The organism is Mesorhizobium japonicum MAFF 303099 (assembly GCF_000009625.1).
Classification (GTDB): domain Bacteria; phylum Pseudomonadota; class Alphaproteobacteria; order Rhizobiales; family Rhizobiaceae; genus Mesorhizobium; species Mesorhizobium japonicum.
In genome coordinates this window covers 6,961,034-6,979,664 of sequence record NC_002678.2, presented here as the reverse complement: position 1 = coordinate 6,979,664, position 18,631 = coordinate 6,961,034, and the positions used below count along the sequence as shown (strand labels likewise).

21 protein-coding genes and 2 tRNA genes are annotated in these 18,631 nt (G+C 62.3%); 11 read left to right on the top strand and 12 right to left on the bottom strand.

Going from position 1 to position 18,631, the window contains the following annotated elements; genetic code table 11:
- Window positions 1-78: 78 nt before the first annotated feature.
- Together MAFF_RS34555 and MAFF_RS34550 are read right to left on the bottom strand one after the other, a co-directional pair.
- Window positions 79-579, bottom strand: a complete 501-nt coding sequence (locus MAFF_RS34555; RefSeq protein ID WP_044550284.1) for a hypothetical protein — start codon at window positions 577-579, stop codon at window positions 79-81.
- Window positions 576-800, bottom strand: coding sequence for a carph-isopro domain-containing protein (locus MAFF_RS34550; RefSeq protein WP_044550281.1), 225 nt, complete (start codon window positions 798-800; stop codon window positions 576-578). The genes MAFF_RS34555 and MAFF_RS34550 overlap by 4 nt, the downstream gene beginning before the upstream one ends.
- Before the next feature lie 74 nt (window positions 801-874).
- On the opposite strand from MAFF_RS34550, the gene MAFF_RS34545 reads away from it, so the two are divergent.
- The 5 genes from MAFF_RS34545 (at window position 875) to MAFF_RS39600 (ending at window position 4,034) form a co-directional block, all read left to right on the top strand.
- The gene (locus tag MAFF_RS34545) at window positions 875-1,579 is read left to right on the top strand and encodes an XRE family transcriptional regulator (RefSeq protein WP_157866133.1); all 705 of its coding nucleotides are present in this window, start codon (window positions 875-877) and stop codon (window positions 1,577-1,579) included.
- Window positions 1,580-2,061: 482 nt separating this feature from the next.
- Window positions 2,062-2,292: a hypothetical protein gene (locus tag MAFF_RS34540; RefSeq protein WP_157866132.1), complete on the top strand. Its 231-nt coding sequence runs from the start codon at window positions 2,062-2,064 to the stop codon at window positions 2,290-2,292.
- Window positions 2,293-2,297: 5 nt separating this feature from the next.
- Window positions 2,298-2,540, top strand: coding sequence for a hypothetical protein (locus tag MAFF_RS34535; protein ID WP_010915667.1), 243 nt, complete (start codon window positions 2,298-2,300; stop codon window positions 2,538-2,540).
- Window positions 2,537-2,761, top strand: coding sequence for a hypothetical protein (locus MAFF_RS34530; protein ID WP_010915666.1), 225 nt, complete (start codon window positions 2,537-2,539; stop codon window positions 2,759-2,761). The genes MAFF_RS34535 and MAFF_RS34530 overlap by 4 nt, the downstream gene beginning before the upstream one ends.
- A gap of 193 nt (window positions 2,762-2,954) precedes the next feature.
- Window positions 2,955-4,034 carry a site-specific integrase gene (locus MAFF_RS39600; RefSeq protein ID WP_010915665.1) on the top strand — a complete coding sequence of 360 codons (1,080 nt, stop codon included), beginning with the start codon at window positions 2,955-2,957 and terminating at the stop codon, window positions 4,032-4,034.
- Between the two features lie 98 nt (window positions 4,035-4,132).
- Here the strand turns inward: MAFF_RS39600 and MAFF_RS34515 are convergent.
- Window positions 4,133-4,208, bottom strand: a tRNA-Val gene (locus MAFF_RS34515).
- A gap of 217 nt (window positions 4,209-4,425) precedes the next feature.
- Between MAFF_RS34515 and MAFF_RS34510 the strand changes: the two genes are divergently transcribed.
- Window positions 4,426-4,502: transfer RNA gene (locus tag MAFF_RS34510), tRNA-Asp, on the top strand.
- A 51-nt stretch (window positions 4,503-4,553) separates the two neighbouring features.
- Here MAFF_RS34510 and MAFF_RS34505 read toward each other — a convergent pair.
- Window positions 4,554-4,835, bottom strand: coding sequence for a hypothetical protein (locus MAFF_RS34505; protein WP_010915664.1), 282 nt, complete (start codon window positions 4,833-4,835; stop codon window positions 4,554-4,556).
- A gap of 56 nt (window positions 4,836-4,891) precedes the next feature.
- Between MAFF_RS34505 and MAFF_RS34500 the strand changes: the two genes are divergently transcribed.
- Window positions 4,892-5,407 (top strand): hypothetical protein, encoded by a 516-nt coding sequence (locus MAFF_RS34500; RefSeq protein ID WP_010915663.1) that lies wholly within the window; start codon window positions 4,892-4,894, stop codon window positions 5,405-5,407.
- A gap of 165 nt (window positions 5,408-5,572) precedes the next feature.
- On the opposite strand, the gene rbsK is transcribed toward MAFF_RS34500, so the two are convergent.
- The 3 genes from rbsK to MAFF_RS34485 are packed head-to-tail and all read right to left on the bottom strand — an operon-like array spanning window position 5,573 to window position 8,041.
- Window positions 5,573-6,502: a ribokinase gene (gene rbsK / locus MAFF_RS34495; protein ID WP_010915662.1), complete on the bottom strand. Its 930-nt coding sequence runs from the start codon at window positions 6,500-6,502 to the stop codon at window positions 5,573-5,575.
- A 4-nt stretch (window positions 6,503-6,506) separates the two neighbouring features.
- Window positions 6,507-6,959: an RbsD/FucU family protein gene (locus tag MAFF_RS34490; RefSeq protein WP_010915661.1), complete on the bottom strand. Its 453-nt coding sequence runs from the start codon at window positions 6,957-6,959 to the stop codon at window positions 6,507-6,509.
- 26 nt (window positions 6,960-6,985) lie between these two features.
- Complete coding sequence (locus MAFF_RS34485; RefSeq protein ID WP_010915660.1) at window positions 6,986-8,041, bottom strand: ABC transporter ATP-binding protein; 1,056 nt, start codon at window positions 8,039-8,041, stop codon at window positions 6,986-6,988.
- A 283-nt stretch (window positions 8,042-8,324) separates the two neighbouring features.
- On the opposite strand from MAFF_RS34485, the gene MAFF_RS34480 reads away from it, so the two are divergent.
- The 3 genes from MAFF_RS34480 to MAFF_RS34470 all read left to right on the top strand — a co-directional run bounded on the left by MAFF_RS34480 (window position 8,325) and on the right by MAFF_RS34470 (window position 12,141).
- A complete protein-coding gene (locus MAFF_RS34480; protein WP_032929955.1) occupies window positions 8,325-9,992 on the top strand; it encodes an ABC transporter substrate-binding protein in 1,668 nt (555 codons plus the stop codon).
- 98 nt (window positions 9,993-10,090) lie between these two features.
- Window positions 10,091-11,212: a carbohydrate ABC transporter permease gene (locus MAFF_RS34475; protein ID WP_032933358.1), complete on the top strand. Its 1,122-nt coding sequence runs from the start codon at window positions 10,091-10,093 to the stop codon at window positions 11,210-11,212.
- A gap of 11 nt (window positions 11,213-11,223) precedes the next feature.
- Window positions 11,224-12,141 carry a carbohydrate ABC transporter permease gene (locus tag MAFF_RS34470; RefSeq protein WP_010915657.1) on the top strand — a complete coding sequence of 306 codons (918 nt, stop codon included), beginning with the start codon at window positions 11,224-11,226 and terminating at the stop codon, window positions 12,139-12,141.
- A gap of 284 nt (window positions 12,142-12,425) precedes the next feature.
- Here the strand turns inward: MAFF_RS34470 and MAFF_RS34465 are convergent, their stop codons facing one another.
- Both MAFF_RS34465 and MAFF_RS34460 read right to left on the bottom strand, forming a co-directional pair.
- A complete protein-coding gene (locus tag MAFF_RS34465) occupies window positions 12,426-13,169 on the bottom strand; it encodes a creatininase family protein (protein WP_010915656.1) in 744 nt (247 codons plus the stop codon).
- 3 nt (window positions 13,170-13,172) lie between these two features.
- A complete protein-coding gene (locus tag MAFF_RS34460; RefSeq protein ID WP_010915655.1) occupies window positions 13,173-13,739 on the bottom strand; it encodes an SIS domain-containing protein in 567 nt (188 codons plus the stop codon).
- Window positions 13,740-13,904: 165 nt separating this feature from the next.
- Here MAFF_RS34460 and MAFF_RS34455 point away from each other — a divergent pair, with 165 nt between their 5' ends.
- Complete coding sequence (locus MAFF_RS34455; RefSeq protein WP_010915654.1) at window positions 13,905-14,927, top strand: aldo/keto reductase; 1,023 nt, start codon at window positions 13,905-13,907, stop codon at window positions 14,925-14,927.
- 228 nt (window positions 14,928-15,155) lie between these two features.
- Here MAFF_RS34455 and MAFF_RS34450 read toward each other — a convergent pair whose 3' ends face one another.
- From MAFF_RS34450 to lon, 3 genes are all read right to left on the bottom strand, one after another.
- Window positions 15,156-15,362, bottom strand: a complete 207-nt coding sequence (locus MAFF_RS34450; protein ID WP_010915653.1) for a hypothetical protein — start codon at window positions 15,360-15,362, stop codon at window positions 15,156-15,158.
- A 327-nt stretch (window positions 15,363-15,689) separates the two neighbouring features.
- Entirely contained in the window at window positions 15,690-15,962 is a 273-nt protein-coding gene (locus MAFF_RS34445) for an HU family DNA-binding protein (protein WP_006201846.1), read from the bottom strand.
- Window positions 15,963-16,159: 197 nt separating this feature from the next.
- On the bottom strand, window positions 16,160-18,571 hold the full coding sequence (lon, locus tag MAFF_RS34440; protein ID WP_027046751.1) for an endopeptidase La: 2,412 nt from the start codon (window positions 18,569-18,571) through the stop codon (window positions 16,160-16,162).
- Between the last annotated feature and the right edge of the window lie 60 nt (window positions 18,572-18,631).

Here is an 18,631-nt window from a genome sequence, read left to right as displayed (position 1 = left end):
GTCGTTTCCCGTGGCGGGAAAGGGTTTTTGGATTCAGTGTGCGGGCGTCACGTCATGGAGGCCCGCAAGCAGATGCACTCATGGTCCGCCGCTCCGGAATCGGTTTGCCGCCAGGCGCGCGTGCGCGGGCACTTCGGCCAGTTCGTCGCCAAGATCGGCGACAGCACGGGCCAGCACCCCTGCCCCGATCGCGGTGGCGTATTCGGTCAGCGCCAGCGCAACGGCACGTTCATTCGTGCAGCGCTCATAGGCCGCGACCGCGCGCACCAGAACCATCACATGGTCGGGCAGCGAGAGCGCACCGGCCGAAGAGGCAACAACTGCCGGCGCGCTGTCCTGACCGATGGGTTCGAGAACCGGGCAGGAATCGGCGAGGAGAGAAAAAGCCGCCGAGGCTTGGAGGTCCGAAGCCTCGGCGGCAGCAACTGCGCGGTCAGGCTCTTGGGGAACCGGCGCAGCGGGGAATTCATAATCAGCGGCGCCGACCCGGCGCGGCGCGAGGCGGTCGGTGAAACCAACGCCAGCAAGGCGGGCGCCACGATCGGCGAGGCAAGGGCAAGCGAGGCGCGTCTTGATCATGCAGCGCGCCCCTCTTCCGCCGAGACATGGACGCGCACCAAGACATCACTATCGATCGCAACACGCTCTTCCGACGCCTTCGCGATGAGTGCCGGCCAATACTTGACGGGGATAGATTGGCGTCGGCGCATCTCGGATGCGGCGGAATGTTTGGCGCCGATGACTTTCGCCACCGCGCCCGTCCCACCCAACGCTTCGAAGATGTCGTGCACCGTTTGCATGGTCGCGGATACAACATCATTCGTGTTGACGTGTCAACATGATTAGTGTTGAGACATTTGCAATTCTCCCGCCCATGAACACGATGGGTGATCGGCTGCGTGCAGCCAGAGAAAAAGCTGGGTACAGCTCTGCGGCCAAGGCCGCGGCGGCACTGGGCATTTCGGCCTCAACCTTCCGCGCCCATGAGAATGGGCAGAACGAATTCGGCCCGGTTGAGGCGGAGCGGTACGCTCGACGTTTCGGCACGTCCGCCGCGCATCTTCTAACAGGGGCAACCGCAACCGTAGAGCGCCTGCCCATCCCCGAGAGGGAATCACTGCCGAAGCCGAACGCCAGTTTCCCGCCTCGATACGAACAATTCCCCCAAGTTGGCACCATTCCGGTGTTGGGGCAGTCGGTCGGCGGACCGAACGGAAGGTTTGTGCTGAACGGCCAGGAAGCAGGCCGCGTCTTTTGCCCGCCCATGCTTGAAAACGTCGAAGGCGCCTATGCGGTTCGCGTGTACGGCACGTCGATGGAACCCCGCTATTTCGCCGGCGAGACGATATGGATCAACCCCCACGAACCTGTACGATCCGGGGATTTCGTTGTTGTTCAAGTGGTTGGGGACGATGACGATGATACTCGAGACAGCTATATCAAGCAGTTTATGTCGCGGTCGAATAGCCTGGTACGCCTGCGTCAGTTGAACCCTGACGAAGGCGAAAACGAGACGCTAGATTTCCCGACAAAGCGGGTTTTCTCAGTTCATAAGATTGTGTTTCAGGCGAGCCTTTAGTCTCCTCGACCCACGTTGGCCGGATGGTCAAGTTGCGCGATCTCGGCGGCTTGCGCGGGCACTCGCTGCAGCTCAGATGGCGGCAGAGTGCACGATAAGTGTGGGCGCCAAGTTCGTTTGCCTTGACCAGATTGGATAGCCGCAAAATCCGAGAATGACCGCAGTCGTCGCAGGCGACGTAGACGCTTGCCAGCTCGATTATCAGCCGCGACGCGTCGGGATTGTCATTGGATGCGCGCACGTTCCCAACCGGAGAACCGGCATACTCAGCACTCATTTTTGATGGCTCCCTGCCGTCTTTTTATGCGCGGCAGCATGACTCACTTGTGAGAACACAGCAAGAACAAATTGGGGCAAAATTGATTCGGATCGCGTCTCCGATCCGATGATGAGGCCCAAAACCAACACGATACATGTTGACATGTTTCGTGTTGATGTGTGATGTTCGTCGCTATTCGCAATCCCGCATGGAGGCAAACGCAATGATCACCACACAGCCACGCCAGGCGCCGGCCCTTCCAGCTGCCGTCATCACCGCCCAGAGCATCGTCGAGCGCATGGCCGATAAGATGCTGGAGATGGGCATGAACGGCACGGCGGTTACCGCCGACAGCCTGGCCGAGCATTCCAACTTCACGCGTGCACAGATCGAGGAACACGGCCCCGAGGCCGCCGACCTCGCCAAGTCGCGCGCCCTTCATAATCAGGGCTGACGGCTATGAATGTCGCCGAAAGCCTGATCGCCGAGGCCGCGAAGTCGCGCAAGGCCGAGGCATGGGTGTCGCGCCAGATCCTCGCCGGCCGCAAGCCGTCCGAAATCCTGGCCGACCTTCGCCGCGCGGCCAACCCTTCCCTCATCATCGCCGCTGTCGGCGGTGACGGTCCGGCCGGGCTCACCTTCGCTTGCGTGGTGATGTTCGCGCTGCCCTTCGCCCTGCTCGGCTGGGTGCTGCCGTCATGACCGCGCGTCTCGACCAAGTGCCGCGCAGTCTGGAGCGGATGACAGTCCCGCCGGGCGGAAGGACGCAGCTCATCTGCAAGCGCTGGCCCGACTGCCTGTGTGGCGACGACTGCATTGACCTCGCGCCGGCGGAATCGCCGATGGCGCGCCGAATCCTAAACGGCCTGATCCTTGCCGTCGCCGTGATTGGCGCCGGGCTGCTTTATGTGGGACTGCACTGATGGCTGACCGGGCGGCGTCATTGATGGAAGACGACACGCCGATTCGCCTCCAGGAGGCCTGCGACCGATTCTTCGGGGGCCGATTGACGCCGAAGGCGCTGCGGGCCGAGGCGCGCAAGGGCAATTTGACAATCGAACAGATTGCCAACAAGGATTTCGTCACGCCGTCTGCCATCAGGGAAATGCGCCTAAAATGCCGCGTCGGAAAAGCCCTCCCCGCCTCGTCCCCCGGCTCGACCGGGACGGCGTCCAGCGGCTCGTCATCCGGGACGGGGCCGTTTACAAGCGAACGGGATGCCTTGTTGGCGAAACTGAAATCGCGGCGGAAAAGCTCGCGGAATACATCGGGCAAAAAAAGCAAAAGCCCGTCGCCGTCGAACGTGGTCCCGATCACATCTCGTGCGCAACAGCGCTAGACTACTACCTCGCAGCCAAGCAGGCCCCGTCCGACAATGGCGATGATGAAGCGGACACGGAGCCGCTGGAAGGCCGCATCGCCTTCCTGACCGCCTTCTGGGGCGACAAGCCGCTATCCGCCATCGACGGCGAAACCTGCCGCGAATATGCGGCCAGCCGCAAGCGCCCGGCGGCGGCGCGACGCGAGCTCGAGGACATGCGCGCCGCTGTCTATCTCTTCTGCAAAGAGAAGCGACTGAACTTCCGCCCGTATTTCGATCTGCCGGCCAAGCCAGTGGCGCGCGAGCGCTGGTTGACGCGCCAGGAAGCCGCCAAGCTGCTCCGGGCCGCCTTGCGACTGCGCCGCGCCAGGCCGAAGACTTACGAATGCCTGCCGCGCTTCATCATCATCGGCCTCTATACCGGCACGCGGCACGCCGCCATCCTCGACCTCAACTGGAACCGTGGCCCGGCCGGCGGCTGGCCCGACCTCGACGCCGGCGTGCTCTACCGTCGCGGCGAGCGCGTGCGTGAGACGACGAAGCGCCGGCCGCCGATGCGCCTGCCGCGGCGCGCGATCGCGCACCTGAAGCGGTGGAAGCTGAAGGACGGCGGCAAGGGTCCGGTGATCCATGCCAAGGGCGGCGAGCCCATCGGCCTGATGCGCAAATCCTTCGACGCCGCGCGCGTCGAGGCCAAGCTCGGCGAGGAGGTCACGCCGCACATCCTGCGCCACACCCGCGCCACCTGGTTGATGCAACGCCGCGTGCCGATCTGGGATGCCGCGGGCTCGCTCGGCATGACGGTAAAACAGATGGAATCGACCTACGGTCACCATCATCCCGACTTCCAGCAGGCCGCCGCAGATGCCTATTAGACACTCCAAAACGGTCGTTTCTGGGCGCATAGCTGGGCGCAACGCGCAAAGCCCGCCTCAGGGGACCAGCAGACGCCTTTGAATTCATTGGTAAAAAGTGGTGGGCGATGACGGGCTCGAACCGCCGACATCTTCGGTGTAAACGAAGCGCTCTACCAACTGAGCTAATCGCCCGCTCCGGCGCGGACCTTTAAGCGGTCGGGACCGGCTTCGCAAGGCCAAATGAACAGGTGGCGCCCTGTCCGCAGGCCCGATTTGCGAACAAAACGCCGGCTGTCAAAAAACCTTCTCCAGTTTGTTGTTATGATGGTTTGGTGCGCTTGACACCCGGTGGCGAACCCCTTATCCAGCGCCCCAACGACGAACACGGCTGACACGTGCTCGTCAATGCGCGGGTGTAGCTCAGTTGGTTAGAGTGCCGGCCTGTCACGCCGGAGGTCGCGGGTTCGAGCCCCGTCACTCGCGCCATTTCCCTCAAGGATCGCAATCCTTGGCACAGGGAAATGCCGACATGAATTGTCAGAATCCACTTTCAAGAAATGAAGTGCCAAGGCGCGGGCTTTTGCATCCGATCGCCGGCTTTGCAGCCTGGCGGTCGATGATCATTCGCCGCCGCGCGAATCGTTCGCGGCCGCCTGTTTCGCAGCCGGCTTTAAAATTCAGCCACGCCCGCGCGGCAATCTGGCAAACGCGACGCCACTCCAATAGGCTGAAAAGCAGTTCCTGGAACGACTCGGGCTTGAGCCGCGTTTGACCTTGCGAATCCCACTTGCGGATTTGCCCACAAAGCGCTGGATTCATTTCGCAGGTAGCGGAGTTGCATTAGTAGGCTGCCTGAACGGCATGGAGGACTTATCGTGTCAAACGCACCAAACATTTCTATGCGCACATTATTCACGCTCATGTACCTGGGCGGCGCGACGACGGTCGCCACCGCCCTTTTCCCGGCGACCGCGTCGGCCGACCGGTTGCAGCCATGCGCGCGCGAGGGCGGGCTCTGCCGTCTGCCGTATCCCGCCGAAGTGGTCTACGGCGCCCGGGGCCGCACGACCTCGCGCTATTTCGAGCGAGACGCGGTGCCTTGTTCAAATCGCGTTTTTGGCGATCCGGCGCCGGGCATCCCAAAGTCGTGTTTCATCGTCATGCGCGGCCAGGACCAGTCGGATGACAATTACGACGAACCCCGCCGCGAGAGATGGGCAGCCTGTGCCGATGAAGGCGATTACTGCGATTTCTACGGCCGCAAGGTGGTCAGGTACGGGGCACGCGGCCAATTCACGCAGGACGTGTTCCGCAACGGCGTCCAATGCGACAATGATACGTTCGGCGATCCCGCTCCCGGTCGCGAAAAGCGCTGCTACGTCAGGCGATAGCTGATCGGGCTATGGATGGACATCCAGGGCAGTTTGCCGTTTTACGGAAACGGCGAGCTGCCCTAACTCTTTGTTTTGGCCCAATTCCCAACGGAAAGCGCTACGCACTTTTCATGGGATTGCCCTGGGATTGGACAGCCTTATGGCCCGGCTGCCCCGCGTGCCTCAACCCTTCGCCAGCAGTGCCTCGACCTCTTGCAGCGTCGGCATCGACGGCGCGGTGCCGGGTCGCGTCACCGAAATGCCGGCGACGGCGCATGCGAAGCGCACCGCCTGCAGCGGCTCCACGCCTCGCGATAGGGCTGCCGCGAAGCCGCCGTTGAAGGCGTCGCCCGCGCCAGTGGTTTCAACCACCGGCCCCGCGCTGATAGCGGGGACATGCTCGGAGCGTCCCTTCGAGTGCAGCAGCGCGCCCTTGTCGCCGAGTGTGACGATGACGGTGCCGACGCCCTTTTCGAGCAGCTTGCCGGAGGCGGTGCGCGCCTCATCGACCGAAGAGACCTTCAGTCCGGTCAATTCCTCCGTCTCGGTCTCGTTTGGCGTGAGATAGTCGCAGAGCGTGTAGACGCGGTCGGGCAGCTTTGCCGCGGGGGCAGGGTTGAGGATGGTCGTCACCCCTGCCCCGCGCGCGATCTCCAGCGCCCGCATCGCAGCATCGATCGGCTGTTCGAGCTGGGTTACGAAGACGCCGGCACCACGAATCAGGGCGGCATTGGCCTCGATATCGGTCGGCGAGATCAGCATGGCCGCACCCGGGCTGACGATGATGGCGTTGTTGCCGCTGCCCTCCTCGACGAAGATGTAGGCGGCGCCCGTATAGCTGTCCGGCGTGTCGATGACGGCGCTTTTCACGCCGGCATCCTGCCATGTCCGCTTGGCCATGTCGGCGAACGCATCGACTCCAAGGCGGGTCAGGAAAGTGGTGTCGGCGCCGAGCTTGCCGGCGGCCACGGCCTGGTTCGACCCCTTGCCACCCGGGCCCAGCTTGAACGAATTGCCGAGGATCGTCTCGCCCATGCGCGGCTGGCGATCGGCGCGATAGGCGGTATCGGCGACGAAGACGCCCAATATGACGACAGGCTTTCCGGCTGCCATATCCCTACTCCGCATCCGGCGGTATGACGCCCTTCCGGAAGGCAAAGCAGCCGTAAAAACGGCGTTCGCCGGTCTGGATGACGCAATAGGCCTGTTTGGCACGCTCGTAGAAGGCGTAGCGCTCGACCGGCAGCATCGGCCACGACTTGCCTTCGGCCGCGTCGATTTCCTTTTGCACTTCCTTCTGCACGGACGGAATCTCGTCCGGCTTACCGACGATTTCCATGCGCGCGGCCGCGTCGTCGACGAACGTATCCAGCGGATAAAGCGACAGCACCGCCTTGACCACCTCCGCGGCTGACGCATCGATGCGCAGCAGTCGGCCGAGCGCCGTCTGACGCGCCACCGAATCGGAGGGGAAGTTGGTGTCGGCGATGATCAGGTCATCGCCATGGCCCATCGCCCGCAATGCCTGGAGCACGTCGGCATTGAGCAGCGGATTGATGCCTTTGAGCATGATAGTCCTCGTGAAGTCCGTTGAGATCAGAGACGCTTGCCGGTCTCGGCATCGAAAAGATGAATCTGGTCGAGCCTGGGCTTCAGGGTCAGCGTGTCGCCGGGCTTGAAGTCGTGGCGCTCGCGAAACAGCGCCACCATCTCGCGGTCGCCAAAGCGCAGGAACACCAGCGTTTCCGAGCCGGTCGGTTCGACCACCGAAATCTTCGCCGGCACGCCGTCGGGATGGATTTCCAGATGCTCCGGGCGCACGCCATAGACGACGGCTTGCCCGTCCTGCGCGGCATTGTCGGCAATCGGAAACAATGTGCCTGATATGTCGACGCCGGGCTTGTCTCCCTTGCGAACAACACCCTTGAGCAGGTTCATCGACGGCGAGCCGATGAAACCGGCGACGAACAAATTGGCCGGCCGGTCGAACAATTCCAGCGGCGCGCCGACCTGCTCGATGCGGCCATCGCGCATGACGACGATCTTGTCGGCCATGGTCATGGCCTCGATCTGGTCGTGGGTGACGTAGATCGTGGTGGTCTTCAGCCGCTGGTGCAGTTCCTTGATCTCGGTGCGCATCTGCACGCGCAGCTTGGCGTCGAGGTTCGAGAGCGGCTCGTCGAACAGGAACACCTGTGGATTGCGCACGATGGCGCGGCCCATCGCCACACGTTGGCGCTGGCCGCCGGAGAGCTGCCGGGGATAGCGCTTCAGATAGGGGTTGAGGTCGAGGATGTCGGCGGCGCGCTTGACCCGCTCGGCGACCACGGCCGGATCGGTTTTCCGCAGTTTGAGGGCAAAGGCCATGTTCTGCTCGACCGTCTTGTGTGGGTAGAGCGCGTAGTTCTGGAACACCATGGCGATGTCGCGTTTTGCCGGCGGCAAATGGTTGACGACGCGGTCGCCGATGGCGATCGTGCCACCGGAAACGGTCTCCAACCCGGCCACCATCCTGAGCAGCGTGGACTTGCCGCAACCCGAGGGGCCGACCAGCACCACGAACTGTCCGTCAGCGATGTCGACGCTGACTTCGTGCAGAACCTTGACGGTTCCAAACGCCTTGGCCACCTTGCTGATTGCGACTTGAGCCATCTCTCCCCCATCGGCTCCAACTGGCCGTAGGCGCAGAAGCTAACCAACGCGCCCTGTCAGGGCAAGTCGGTCTCTTATAGATAAAAACCGTTGTCGTTGACACGGCGTTTGGTTGCGAGAATAGTGGCGGGCGCTGGTCCAAATGTCGGCACCGATCCGCAGGGAATTTCAATCGACGCAGGGTGGGGTCCTGCCTAATTCGTATCCGAGCCGGTAGCACTTTGTGCTTCAGCGTCCGACAGATGGCCACATCCATTCACACTGATTCTGGGAGGAATAGTCGATGAGAACAGGTCTTTACGATAGGCTCGTCCGTGCCGGCGCCACGCGGCGCGACGTCTTGAAGGGTGCGGCCAGCATGGCCGCGATCGCGGCGGCATCCGGCGCCGGGCTTGGCGCCTTGACGCGTCCCGCTTCCGCCGCAAGCGAACTGCGCTCGAAGATCCTGCAGATTCCCGGCGTTGGCAAAGGTCAGCCGACCGATGCCGATTTCCAGAAGGTCGGCGAACTCTGCCTCGAGGCAACCAAGGCCAACGTCAAGGAAGGCGAATTCGCCGGCGTCGAGTTGACCTTCATGGGCCTCAACAACCAGAACCTGCACAATGTGCTGTTTCGCGGCTTCCTGAAGCCGTGGGAGGCCTATACCGGCGCCAAGATCAGCTGGATCGACCTGGCGCAGGCCGACTACAATGCCCGGCTGCAGCAGTCGATCGCCACCGGCACCGTCGACTTCGACATCATCGAGATGGGCGCGCCCTTCGAAGGCGATGTCTGCGGCAAGGGCCTGACTTCGGAGATGCCGGATTGGGTCAAGAAGCAGATCGATTTCGACGACCTGGTCAACTACCTGAAGCCGCCGGTCGGCACTTGGGACGGCAAGCAGTATCGGGTCACCATCGACGGCGACACGCACAATTTCAACTACCGCACCGACGTGTTCGCCGATGCCGACCTCGCCAAGCAGTGGAAGGACGGCGGCGGTGAAGGCGAATGGGGCGTGCCGAAGACCTGGCAGCAGGTGCAAGCCGTCACCAAGTTCCTCAAGGGCAAGAAGTTCAAGGGCCAGGACGTCTATGGCTATCTTGACGCGCCCAAGCCATGGGGCGGTTTCGGCTTCTACTTCCTCGGCAGCCGCGCCACCGCCTACGCCAAGCATCCCGACGACAAGGCCTGGTTGTTCGACGCCGACACGATGAAGCCGCGCATCAACAATCCGGCCTGGGTGCGCGCCATCCAGGACGTGATTGACGCGCTGCCGTCGGAACCGGCGGATCAGATCAATGCCGACCCGAACACCACCGGCTTCCAGCAGTTCCTGGCCGGCACCGGTTCGATGATCCCCTGGTGGGGCGACATCGGCTCCAACGTCAAGACCAACGATTCCTCGGTCATCGGCGACGTCACCGGCTTCTCGATCCTGCCGGGTTCGGACGACGTCTACAATTCCAAGACCGGCAAATGGGAGAAGCTCGCCAGCGGGCCGAACTATTCGCCGAACTGCGCCTATCTCGGCTGGGGGGTCTACGTCATGGCCCGCGTCGACAAGGACGAGAAGAAGAAAAAGGCGGCATGGTCCGCCGCCGCCCATCTCGGCGGCAAGGACCTGTCGATCTGGACGGCGATGTATCCGTCCGGCTTCCAGCCCTACCGCAATTCGCATTTCGACATTCCGGAATGGGTGGCGGCCGGCTATGACGAGGCTTTCATCACCTCGTATCTGAAGTCGGAAGGCGACAGCTACAACCATCCGAACGCGGCGATCGAGCCGCGCATCCCCGGCATCTTCCAGTACTATTCCGCCGCCGAGGACATTCTGGCCAACACCTTCGCCGGCAAGATGAAGGCGCAGGAAGGCGCCGATGCCATCGCCGCCGCCTGGGAAAAGCTCACCGACCAGATCGGCCGCGAAAAACAGATCAAGCTCTACAAGGCCTCGCTCGGCCTGGCCTGATCGTAGCGTGAACCTGGGGTCCGGCGACGAAAGCCGCCGGCCCCTGTCTTGACCGGCATCGCCGGTCGCGAAGTGCCTTGTGCAACCGGATGAGACGCGTGGCTGACCAGATTTTGCCCACCAATGATTGGCCGGCAAACGCCGTCCCATCCGACCTGATACCGCCAGGCCGCAAACGCTTGGGCTGGGCGGTGATGGCCGCCGCAACGCTTGGCCTGCTGGCAACGATCCTTGTCCAGATCCTCTACAAGAGCGAGGTCGACACGATCGGCTTCGAGACATGGCGTCCCGTGGTCTACGCCTATGTGCTGTGGGGCGTGGCACTCGGCATCGGCCAGGTGCTGACGCGCGGCGAGGACGGCCAGCGTGCGTTGTTCCTGCTACCGGCGCTGCTGTTCACCATCGCCATGGTGATCTTCCCGACGCTGTTCGGCTTCTACATCGCGCTCACCGACTGGAACCTCTCCTCCTTCAGCGGCCGCAGGTTCAACGGGCTCGACAATTTCTGGCAGATGCTGGGCGATCCCTACTATCGTAATGCTCTGTTCAACATGGTGCTCTACGTGCTCGCCGTGCTGGTCGAATATGTCATCGCCTTCGGGCTGGCGCTGCTGCTCAACGCGCAGATCCGGGCTCGCAAATTCTTCCGCGTCGTCTTCCTGATGCCGCTTATGCTGTCCCCGGTCGCGGTGTCATGGATGATCGGCAAATCGCTGATGGAATATCGCTTCGGACCGGCGGCAACGCTGGCGCGCCATCTCGGCTGGGACAATCCCGCCTTCTTTTCCGATCCCATCATCGCCCGCATATCGATCATGATACTGGATGCCTGGACCTTCATCCCGTTCATGATGATCATGCTGCTCGCCGGCCTGCAGGCGATGTCGCGCGAGGTGCTGGAGGCCGCGCGCGTCGACGGCGCGACCGCCTGGCAGACCTTCTGGCAGGTCACCTTCCCGCTGATGCTGCCGGTTTCGGTGACGGCGGTGATCCTGCGCATCATCTTCAAGTTGAAGCTGGCCGACATCATCATCACGGTGACCTCGGGCGGCCCCGGCGGCGCCACCGATTCCGTTTCCAGCTTCATCTACCGCGAATACCGCGACCGCTCCAATGTCGGCTATGGCACCATGCTGGCGATGGCCTATCTGGTCATCATCGTCGTGTTCGTGACCTGGCTGTTGAAGCTCGCCAACCGCTTCGTGCGCAACGTCAATTGAGTGGCCGGATCATGAGCGTTCAGACCACCGAATATACCGTCTCCGAAATCCGCTCTCCGGCGAGCTTCATCACCAGCCGCGTCTTCATCTATGGCGCGCTGGTGTTCTGGGCCTTGATCTGCCTGTTCCCGATCTACTGGACGATAACGACCTCGTTCAAATCGGCGGTCGACGTCACCCAAGGCCATCTGATCCCCTTCGTCGACTTCCAGCCGGACTGGAAGGGCTGGCGTTCGCTCGGGCTCTCGCCGGATTCGATCTTCCAGACCTCGACAGTGCGCGATGAGTTCTTCAAGCGCTTCATGAACTCGGTCATCACCTCGGTCGGCGCGTCGAGCCTTGCCATCGTCATCGGCAGCCTCGCCGCCTACGGCCTCACACGCTACCGCTACAAGTTCGCCTGGTTCAAGAACGAGGACATCTCCTTCTTCTTCCTGTCGCAGCTCATCCTGCCGCCTGTCGTACTCGCCCTGCCTTTCCTGGTGCTCTACCGCGAAGTCGGCCTGCTCGACACGCGCATCGGGCTGGTTCTGCTCTACACGCTGATGGTGCTGCCCATCGTCATCTGGATCATGCGCGACCAGTTCAACTCGATCCCGGTCGAGCTGGAAGAAGCGGCCCTCGTCGACGGCCTGTCGATCTGGGGGGCGTTCTTCCGTATCGTCATGCCGATCGCACTGCCGGGCATGGTCGCCGCCTTCATCCTGGCGATGGTGCTGTGCTGGAACGAGTATTTCTTCGCCGCCCTCCTGACCTCGACCGATGCCAAGACCATTCCCGTCATGGTGGCGAGCCAGACCGGCTCGCAAGGCATCAACTGGTGGTCGATGGCAGCCCTTGCCACCGCCGCGATCGCGCCGCTGGCGGTGATCGGCATCGCGCTGGAACGCTATCTCATCATGGGCATGACCGCCGGAGCCGTGAAGTGACGAACCAGTACTGGTTCGCACGCAACATCCGTGTCGGCTACAAGGGCTACGACCGCTATGGCAAGGGCGTCATGCCGATCGCCTGGCAAGGTCGAGCCGCCATCGCGGGCTTCGTGCTGGCTACGCTGTGCGGCGGCCTGCTCATGGCCGTGGTGGGCTTCCACGCCAACCACCTCGCGCTTGGCGATAGCGGGCGCCGGCACGTTCATCTGGGCCGTGACCACCAAGAGCGATCCGGGCAAGTCGATTGCCGACTACCGGGCGGAGCGGCTGAAAAACAACCTTTAGGCCCTCAGGATAGCGCGCAAATGATCCATGATCATGGCGACACCCTTGTTTCCAAGTTCCGCCGATGCATCCTTGGCGCTTGCCGTATACCAGCCGGTATTGTCGGCGAAGCGGGCGGCATCGACGGCCTCCGGGCATAGCGCCAGCATCAGCGATGTCTCGCCGATGCCGGCATGGTCGAACGGATACTTGCCGTTCATGGCGGCCGGCATCAGCGGATGGACCTGCACCCAGTTGAAGAAATTTTCACCGGCGGCGTGTCCGGCATAGTAATCGGCCATGTCCTTCGAACCCCACCAGCCCTCGCCGCGCTGCTTCTCGAGGAAGCGGAAGATCGCCTGGCGGCCGGCGGTCTTGAAGGCGAGATCGGTCGGCATGCCGGCAGCGAAATTCTCGGTCTGGTGATGGATGATGGCGTGTATGTTGCGGAAACCGATGCGCAACAGGCTGTAGAACAACTCCTCACCGAACAGCGCCAGCTGATTGCCGCCGACCTGCACCGAGCCAGTGCCTTCCGGGGGCGCCACTGCGTAGCTCGCGGCACCGTAGTAGAAGGGCGGCAGGATGACGACATCCCTCTCCTTCTCGAACAGTTCAAGCGTCTTGGTGACGGCCAGCGTGTCCATGCCGACGGCCATGTGCTCGCCATGGTATTCGAGCACGCCGAGCGGCAGGGCGACCGGCCAATTCTCGGCAATCGCCTGGCGGATCTGGTGCGGCAGCATCAGTTCATAGCGCATGATCTATTCCATATTGGTGTGGCGTGCGCGCATGGCTTCGGGCGACGCGCCAATCAAGGATTTGAGCTTCAGCACCATCACCTCGAACAGCAGGAACAGCGCGCCTTCGAATACCGAGCCCATCGGCAGGACTGAAGTCTTTTGCGGCCCCTGGTCATTGGCCATGGTCTGGGCCGGGATGAGGAGCGTCGTGTCGGCCCGTTTTGCCGCACTGCCGCCGGCTTGGGCGGTCAGCAGCAGATTGGTCGCGCCGGCTTCGCGCGCGACGCGCATCAAGGTCAGCACGGTCGAGGTTTCTCCCGGTCCGGAACTGGCCAGGAAGACGTCACCGGGGCCCAAGGGCGGCGCGGTCATGTCGCCGACCACCGAGACCGGCAGGCCGAGATGATAGAGCCGCATGGCGAAACCCTTGACCTGCAAGGCCTCGCGGCCGCAGCCATAGACGACGATCTGCCTGGCTTCGGCGAGCAGCTTGCAGGCGGCGTCGATCTGGCTGTCATCCACCCGCGCCAGCACGCCGCTTAGTTCGTCGAGAGCGGTCTTGAACAGATTTTCGTTCCGGTCGCTCACGACAAACCCCCCTCGAAATCATCCTCGGATTTTTTTGCGAACAGCTTGATTTCATTCATGCTAGCAACCGCGAAAATGCGTGTCCAACGCCGCGCGGCGCTTTTGCCTGATCACAGGCATGATAGTGTCATGTCCGACAAATCAACCCCGGGAAAACTGCAAGACATGAAGACACGGCATTTCGACCGCATCGGCAATGGCGGCCTCACCTTTACGGAACTCGGCTTCGGCACGGCGCCGCTCGGCAATCTCTATCGTGCCGTTTCCGACGAGGATGCCAAGGCCACGCTCGACGCCGCCTGGGCGACCGGCTGCCGCTACTACGATACCGCGCCGCTCTACGGGCTTGGCCTGTCGGAAACGCGCCTCAATCCGTTCCTCCGCGGCAAGAAGCGGGACGACTATGTGCTGTCGAGCAAGGTCGGCCGCCTCATGCGCGCTTGCCCGCCGGAGCAGCGCACCGGCATCGGCAAGTTCTTCGACACGCCGTCGCGCCAGGAGGTCTACGATTACAGCTATGACGGCGTCATGCGCTCGTTCGAGGCCTCCCTCGAGCGGCTTGGCGTCGACCGGATCGACATATTGTTCGTGCACGATGTCGACATCTTCACCCATGGCAGCAAGCAGGCGTCCGACCTGCGCATCGAAGAATTCATGCGCTCGGGCTACTACGGACTGCTGTCGCTGCGCGATCAGAGTGCGATCAAGGCGTTCGGCGGCGGCATCAACGAATGGCAGGTTGCCCAGACGCTGGCCGAGCGCGGCGATTTCGACCTGTTCCTGCTTGCCGGGCGCTACACGCTGCTGGAACAGGAGGCGCTGACATCCTTCCTGCCGCTCTGCCAGAAACGCGGCATCGGCATCGTGCTGGGTGGCCCCTACAATTCCGGCATCCTGGCGACAGGACCGAAGCCCGGCGCCTACTACAACTATTCCGAGGCGCCGAAGGACATTCTCGAGCGGGTCGCCCGCATCGAGGCTGTCTGTAAGCGCCATGGTGTCAGGCTGATCGAGGCGGCGCTGCAGTTTCCGCTGCTGCATCCCTCGGTCGTCTCGGTGATCCCCGGCGGCCAGCGGCCGAGCGAAGTCGAGAGCAACCGCTCGCTGCTCGACGCGAAGCTGCCGGCAGCGCTTTGGGCCGATCTCAAGCAGGAAGGCCTGATGCGCGCCGACGCGCCGAATGGCTAATGCATGTCGCCCCAAAGTGGATCCGAGACAACGGCACGCATAAAAACAAGGACGGGAGGCGCGTCGCCTATCGGCCATTTGCCGGTGCCCGACCAGTGAAAGGCCGAGTGACGGAAGCGTATACTCGCTTCAAAATTCCGAGGGTCAGAACTCGCAGGTTTCCGCTGCGCTCGCACGGCTGCCGACTGATCTGTTCGGATGCTGTCGGCCACCGCGCGAACGCAGGGGTTAGCCCTCTACGCCTTGGCGGCCATCACCGTTGATTGTCTTGATTTCGCGGAGCACCTTGCGTACCACCAGGGCAACACCGATGGCGAGCAGAACGATCCCGGCAGCCATATATCCCGTCGATGCGGCTCGGTAACCCGACGCCGCCAGCAGGAAGCCAAGGACGATAAAGACCAATCCGCCAAGCTTGCCGATCAACAGGTTCATTTCCGAATACCCCTAGGGATGGAAACCTCTTCCCGGTGGAGCAGCGCCGCCAATGTCCAAGGTTCAGGATAGTATGGCCAGGGCTCTCGGTCGAGCGCAAAACGCGGACTCGCGTCAAGCGCCCCTCCATCCGGCTTCTCTGGCTCGCGAGTTTGGCTGCTTCGCGCCCTCATTCCGGGACAGCCCGCCCCAGAGATTTTCTACTCCAGGCCCGGCAAGTGAAAAGCCGGGCAAGCCCGGCTTTTCTGGTCGTGTGTACCGGTGTCGGGGACAAAAATGAAAAGCCGGGCAAGCCCGGCTTTTCTGGTCTCTGAAAAGAAAAAACGCTTAGTTGACTGCGTCCTTCAGGCCTTTGCCGGCCGAGAACTTCGGCACAGTGCGTGCCGGGATCTTCACTTCGGCGCCGGTCTGCGGATTGCGGCCGGTCGAGGCCGCACGCTTTGACACGGTGAAATTGCCAAAGCCGACAAGCCGGACATCGCCGCCCTTCTTCAGTTCGCCGGTGATGACGGAAAATACCGCATCGACCGCCGACTGCGCGTCACCCTTCGAAATGCTCGCGGCGTCGGCGACAGCGGACACCAGTTCGTTCTTGTTCATAAAAATTCCCTTCCATGAGAACACCGGAACTTACGACTCATCCGGCAGGAAACGGACTTTAGAAAGAAGCGTTGCCGCAACCAAGTCGAAAAGCCTGGAAAAAGTGGAAAAAAGCCCGGAAATCCGGGGTTTTTCACATGAAAAAGCCGGGCGCGAGGCCCGGCTTTCCGTTTGTGCACTGCAACCTTAGAAAGAATCTAATGTGCAAGCGACTTTCCAGCGTCATCGGCACTGTCGGTCGTGGCCGGCGGATTGACCGGTTCGACCCATTCGATCGGCTCCGGCATCCGCACCAGCGCGTGGCGCAACACCTCACCGACGCGCGAGACCGGAATGATCTCCATGCCGTTCTTCACATTGTCCGGAATCTCCGCCAGATCCTTGGCGTTGTCTTCCGGGATCAGCACCTTCTTGATGCCGCCGCGCAGCGCGGCGAGCAGCTTCTCCTTGAGGCCGCCGATCGGCAAGATGCGGCCGCGAAGCGTTATCTCGCCAGTCATCGCCACGTCGGCCCGGACCGGAATGCCCGTCAGCACCGACACAATGGCTGTCGCCATGGCAGCACCCGCGGACGGGCCATCCTTCGGCGTCGCGCCTTCCGGCAAGTGCACGTGGATGTCGCGCTTGTCGAACAGCGGCGGCTCGATGCCGAAATCGAGGGCTCTTGAGCGGACATAGGAGGCCGCCGCCGAGATCGATTCCTTCATCACGTCGCGCAGATTGCCTGTGACCGTCATGCGGCCCTTGCCGGGCATCATGACGCCTTCGACCGTCAGCAACTCGCCGCCGACTTCCGTCCAGGCAAGACCGGTGACGACACCGACCTGATCGTCAGCCTCGACCTGACCGAAGCGATAGCGCTGGACACCGAGGTAATCGGCGAGGTTCGCCGCCGTGATGCTCACCGTCTTCTTCTTCGTCTTCAGGATCTCGGTCACGGCCTTGCGCCCGAGCTTCATCAGCTCGCGCTCCAGGCTTCTGACACCCGCTTCACGGGTGTAGGTCTGGATGATGGCACGGATCGCGTCCTCGCCGACGGAGAACTCCTTCGGCTGCAGCGCGTGATCGCGGATCACCTTCGGCATCAGGTGCCGCTTGGCGATTTCGATCTTCTCGTCCTCGGTGTAGCCGGCGATACGGATGATCTCCATGCGGTCCATCAAGGGCGCAGGGATGTTCAGCGTATTGGCCGTCGTCACGAACATCACGCTCGACAGGTCGTATTCGACCTCGAGGTAATGGTCCATGAACGTCGAGTTCTGCTCGGGATCGAGCACCTCGAGCAGCGCCGACGACGGATCGCCACGGAAGTCCTGGCCCATCTTGTCGATCTCGTCGAGCAGGAAAAGCGGATTGGACTTCTTCGCCTTCTTCATCGACTGGATGACCTTGCCGGGCATCGAGCCGATATAGGTGCGCCGATGGCCACGGATCTCGGCTTCGTCACGCACGCCGCCGAGCGCCATGCGGATAAACTCGCGGCCGGTCGCCTTGGCGATCGACTTGCCGAGCGAGGTCTTGCCGACGCCGGGAGGGCCGACGAGGCACAGGATCGGCCCCTTCAGCTTCTTCTGGCGGCTCTGCACGGCAAGGTACTCGACGATGCGGTCCTTGACCTTGTCGAGGCCGAAGTGATCGGTGTCGAGCACGTTCTGGGCGTAGGCCAGGTCCTGCTTGACCTTGGAGTTCTTGCCCCACGGGATCGACAGCAGCCAATCGAGGTAGTTGCGCACGACGGTCGATTCCGCCGACATCGGCGACATCGTCCTCAGCTTCTTCAACTCGGCTTCCGCCTTTTCGCGGGCCTCCTTGGAGAGCTTGGTCTTCTTGATGCGCGCCTCGATCTCGGCCGCCTCGTCGCGGCCGTCCTCGCCCTCGCCGAGCTCCTTCTGGATCGCCTTCATCTGCTCGTTGAGGTAGTATTCGCGCTGCGTCTTCTCCATCTGGCGCTTGACGCGCGAGCGGATGCGCTTCTCCACCTGCAGGACGGAGATTTCGGCTTCCATGAAGCCCATCGCCTTTTCCAGCCGCTCCTTTACCGAGAGCGTGGCCAGCATTTCCTGCTTTTCAGGGATCTTGATGGCCAGATGCGAGGCAACCGTATCGGCGAGCTTGGAATAGTCGTCGATCTGGCTGGCGGCACCCACCACTTCGGGCGAGATCTTCTTGTTCAGCTTGACGTAGTTCTCGAAGTCGGTGACGACCGAGCGGGCCAGCGCCTCAACCTCGACCTCTTCCTCTTCCGGCTCGACCAACGCGGTGGCGCGGGCCTCGTGGAAATCGGGACGGTCGGTGAACGAAACGATCTTGGCACGCGAAGCGCCCTCGACCAGGACCTTGACGGTGCCGTCGGGCAGCTTCAACAATTGCAGCACATTGGCGAGCGTGCCTATGTCGAAGATGGCATCGGGCTCGGGATCGTCATCGGCAGCATTCATCTGGGTGGCAAGCAGGATCTGCTTTTCCTGACCCATCACCTCTTCCAGCGCCTTGATCGACTTTTCGCGCCCGACAAAGAGCGGAACGATCATGTGCGGGAACACCACGATGTCGCGCAGTGGGAGAACTGCGAAGACGCCGTCGCTGGGAGCCTTGGATATTTTGGCCATTGTCCAACCTTTCATGTCGCGGCCGCCATCAGGCCAACCGCGAATCTTATATTAACGACC

Excerpts from the sequence above, each read along its gene's own strand:
- MAFF_RS34555 (WP_044550284.1), bottom strand. The coding sequence starts at position 579 with ATGATCAAGACGCGCCTCGCTTGCCCTTGCCTCGCCGATCGTGGCGCC.
- MAFF_RS34550 (WP_044550281.1), bottom strand. The coding sequence starts at position 800 with ATGCAAACGGTGCACGACATCTTCGAAGCGTTGGGTGGGACGGGCGCG.
- MAFF_RS34545 (WP_157866133.1), top strand. The coding sequence starts at position 875 with ATGAACACGATGGGTGATCGGCTGCGTGCAGCCAGAGAAAAAGCTGGG.
- MAFF_RS34540 (WP_157866132.1), top strand. The coding sequence starts at position 2,062 with ATGATCACCACACAGCCACGCCAGGCGCCGGCCCTTCCAGCTGCCGTC.
- MAFF_RS34535 (WP_010915667.1), top strand. The coding sequence starts at position 2,298 with ATGAATGTCGCCGAAAGCCTGATCGCCGAGGCCGCGAAGTCGCGCAAG.
- MAFF_RS34530 (WP_010915666.1), top strand. The coding sequence starts at position 2,537 with ATGACCGCGCGTCTCGACCAAGTGCCGCGCAGTCTGGAGCGGATGACA.
- MAFF_RS39600 (WP_010915665.1), top strand. The coding sequence starts at position 2,955 with ATGCCGCGTCGGAAAAGCCCTCCCCGCCTCGTCCCCCGGCTCGACCGG.
- MAFF_RS34505 (WP_010915664.1), bottom strand. The coding sequence starts at position 4,835 with ATGAATCCAGCGCTTTGTGGGCAAATCCGCAAGTGGGATTCGCAAGGT.
- rbsK (WP_010915662.1), bottom strand. The coding sequence starts at position 6,502 with ATGGCAGCCGGAAAGCCTGTCGTCATATTGGGCGTCTTCGTCGCCGAT.
- MAFF_RS34490 (WP_010915661.1), bottom strand. The coding sequence starts at position 6,959 with ATGCTCAAAGGCATCAATCCGCTGCTCAATGCCGACGTGCTCCAGGCA.
- MAFF_RS34485 (WP_010915660.1), bottom strand. The coding sequence starts at position 8,041 with ATGGCTCAAGTCGCAATCAGCAAGGTGGCCAAGGCGTTTGGAACCGTC.
- MAFF_RS34480 (WP_032929955.1), top strand. The coding sequence starts at position 8,325 with ATGAGAACAGGTCTTTACGATAGGCTCGTCCGTGCCGGCGCCACGCGG.
- MAFF_RS34470 (WP_010915657.1), top strand. The coding sequence starts at position 11,224 with ATGAGCGTTCAGACCACCGAATATACCGTCTCCGAAATCCGCTCTCCG.
- MAFF_RS34465 (WP_010915656.1), bottom strand. The coding sequence starts at position 13,169 with ATGCGCTATGAACTGATGCTGCCGCACCAGATCCGCCAGGCGATTGCC.
- MAFF_RS34455 (WP_010915654.1), top strand. The coding sequence starts at position 13,905 with ATGAAGACACGGCATTTCGACCGCATCGGCAATGGCGGCCTCACCTTT.
- MAFF_RS34450 (WP_010915653.1), bottom strand. The coding sequence starts at position 15,362 with ATGAACCTGTTGATCGGCAAGCTTGGCGGATTGGTCTTTATCGTCCTT.
- MAFF_RS34445 (WP_006201846.1), bottom strand. The coding sequence starts at position 15,962 with ATGAACAAGAACGAACTGGTGTCCGCTGTCGCCGACGCCGCGAGCATT.
- lon (WP_027046751.1), bottom strand. The coding sequence starts at position 18,571 with ATGGCCAAAATATCCAAGGCTCCCAGCGACGGCGTCTTCGCAGTTCTC.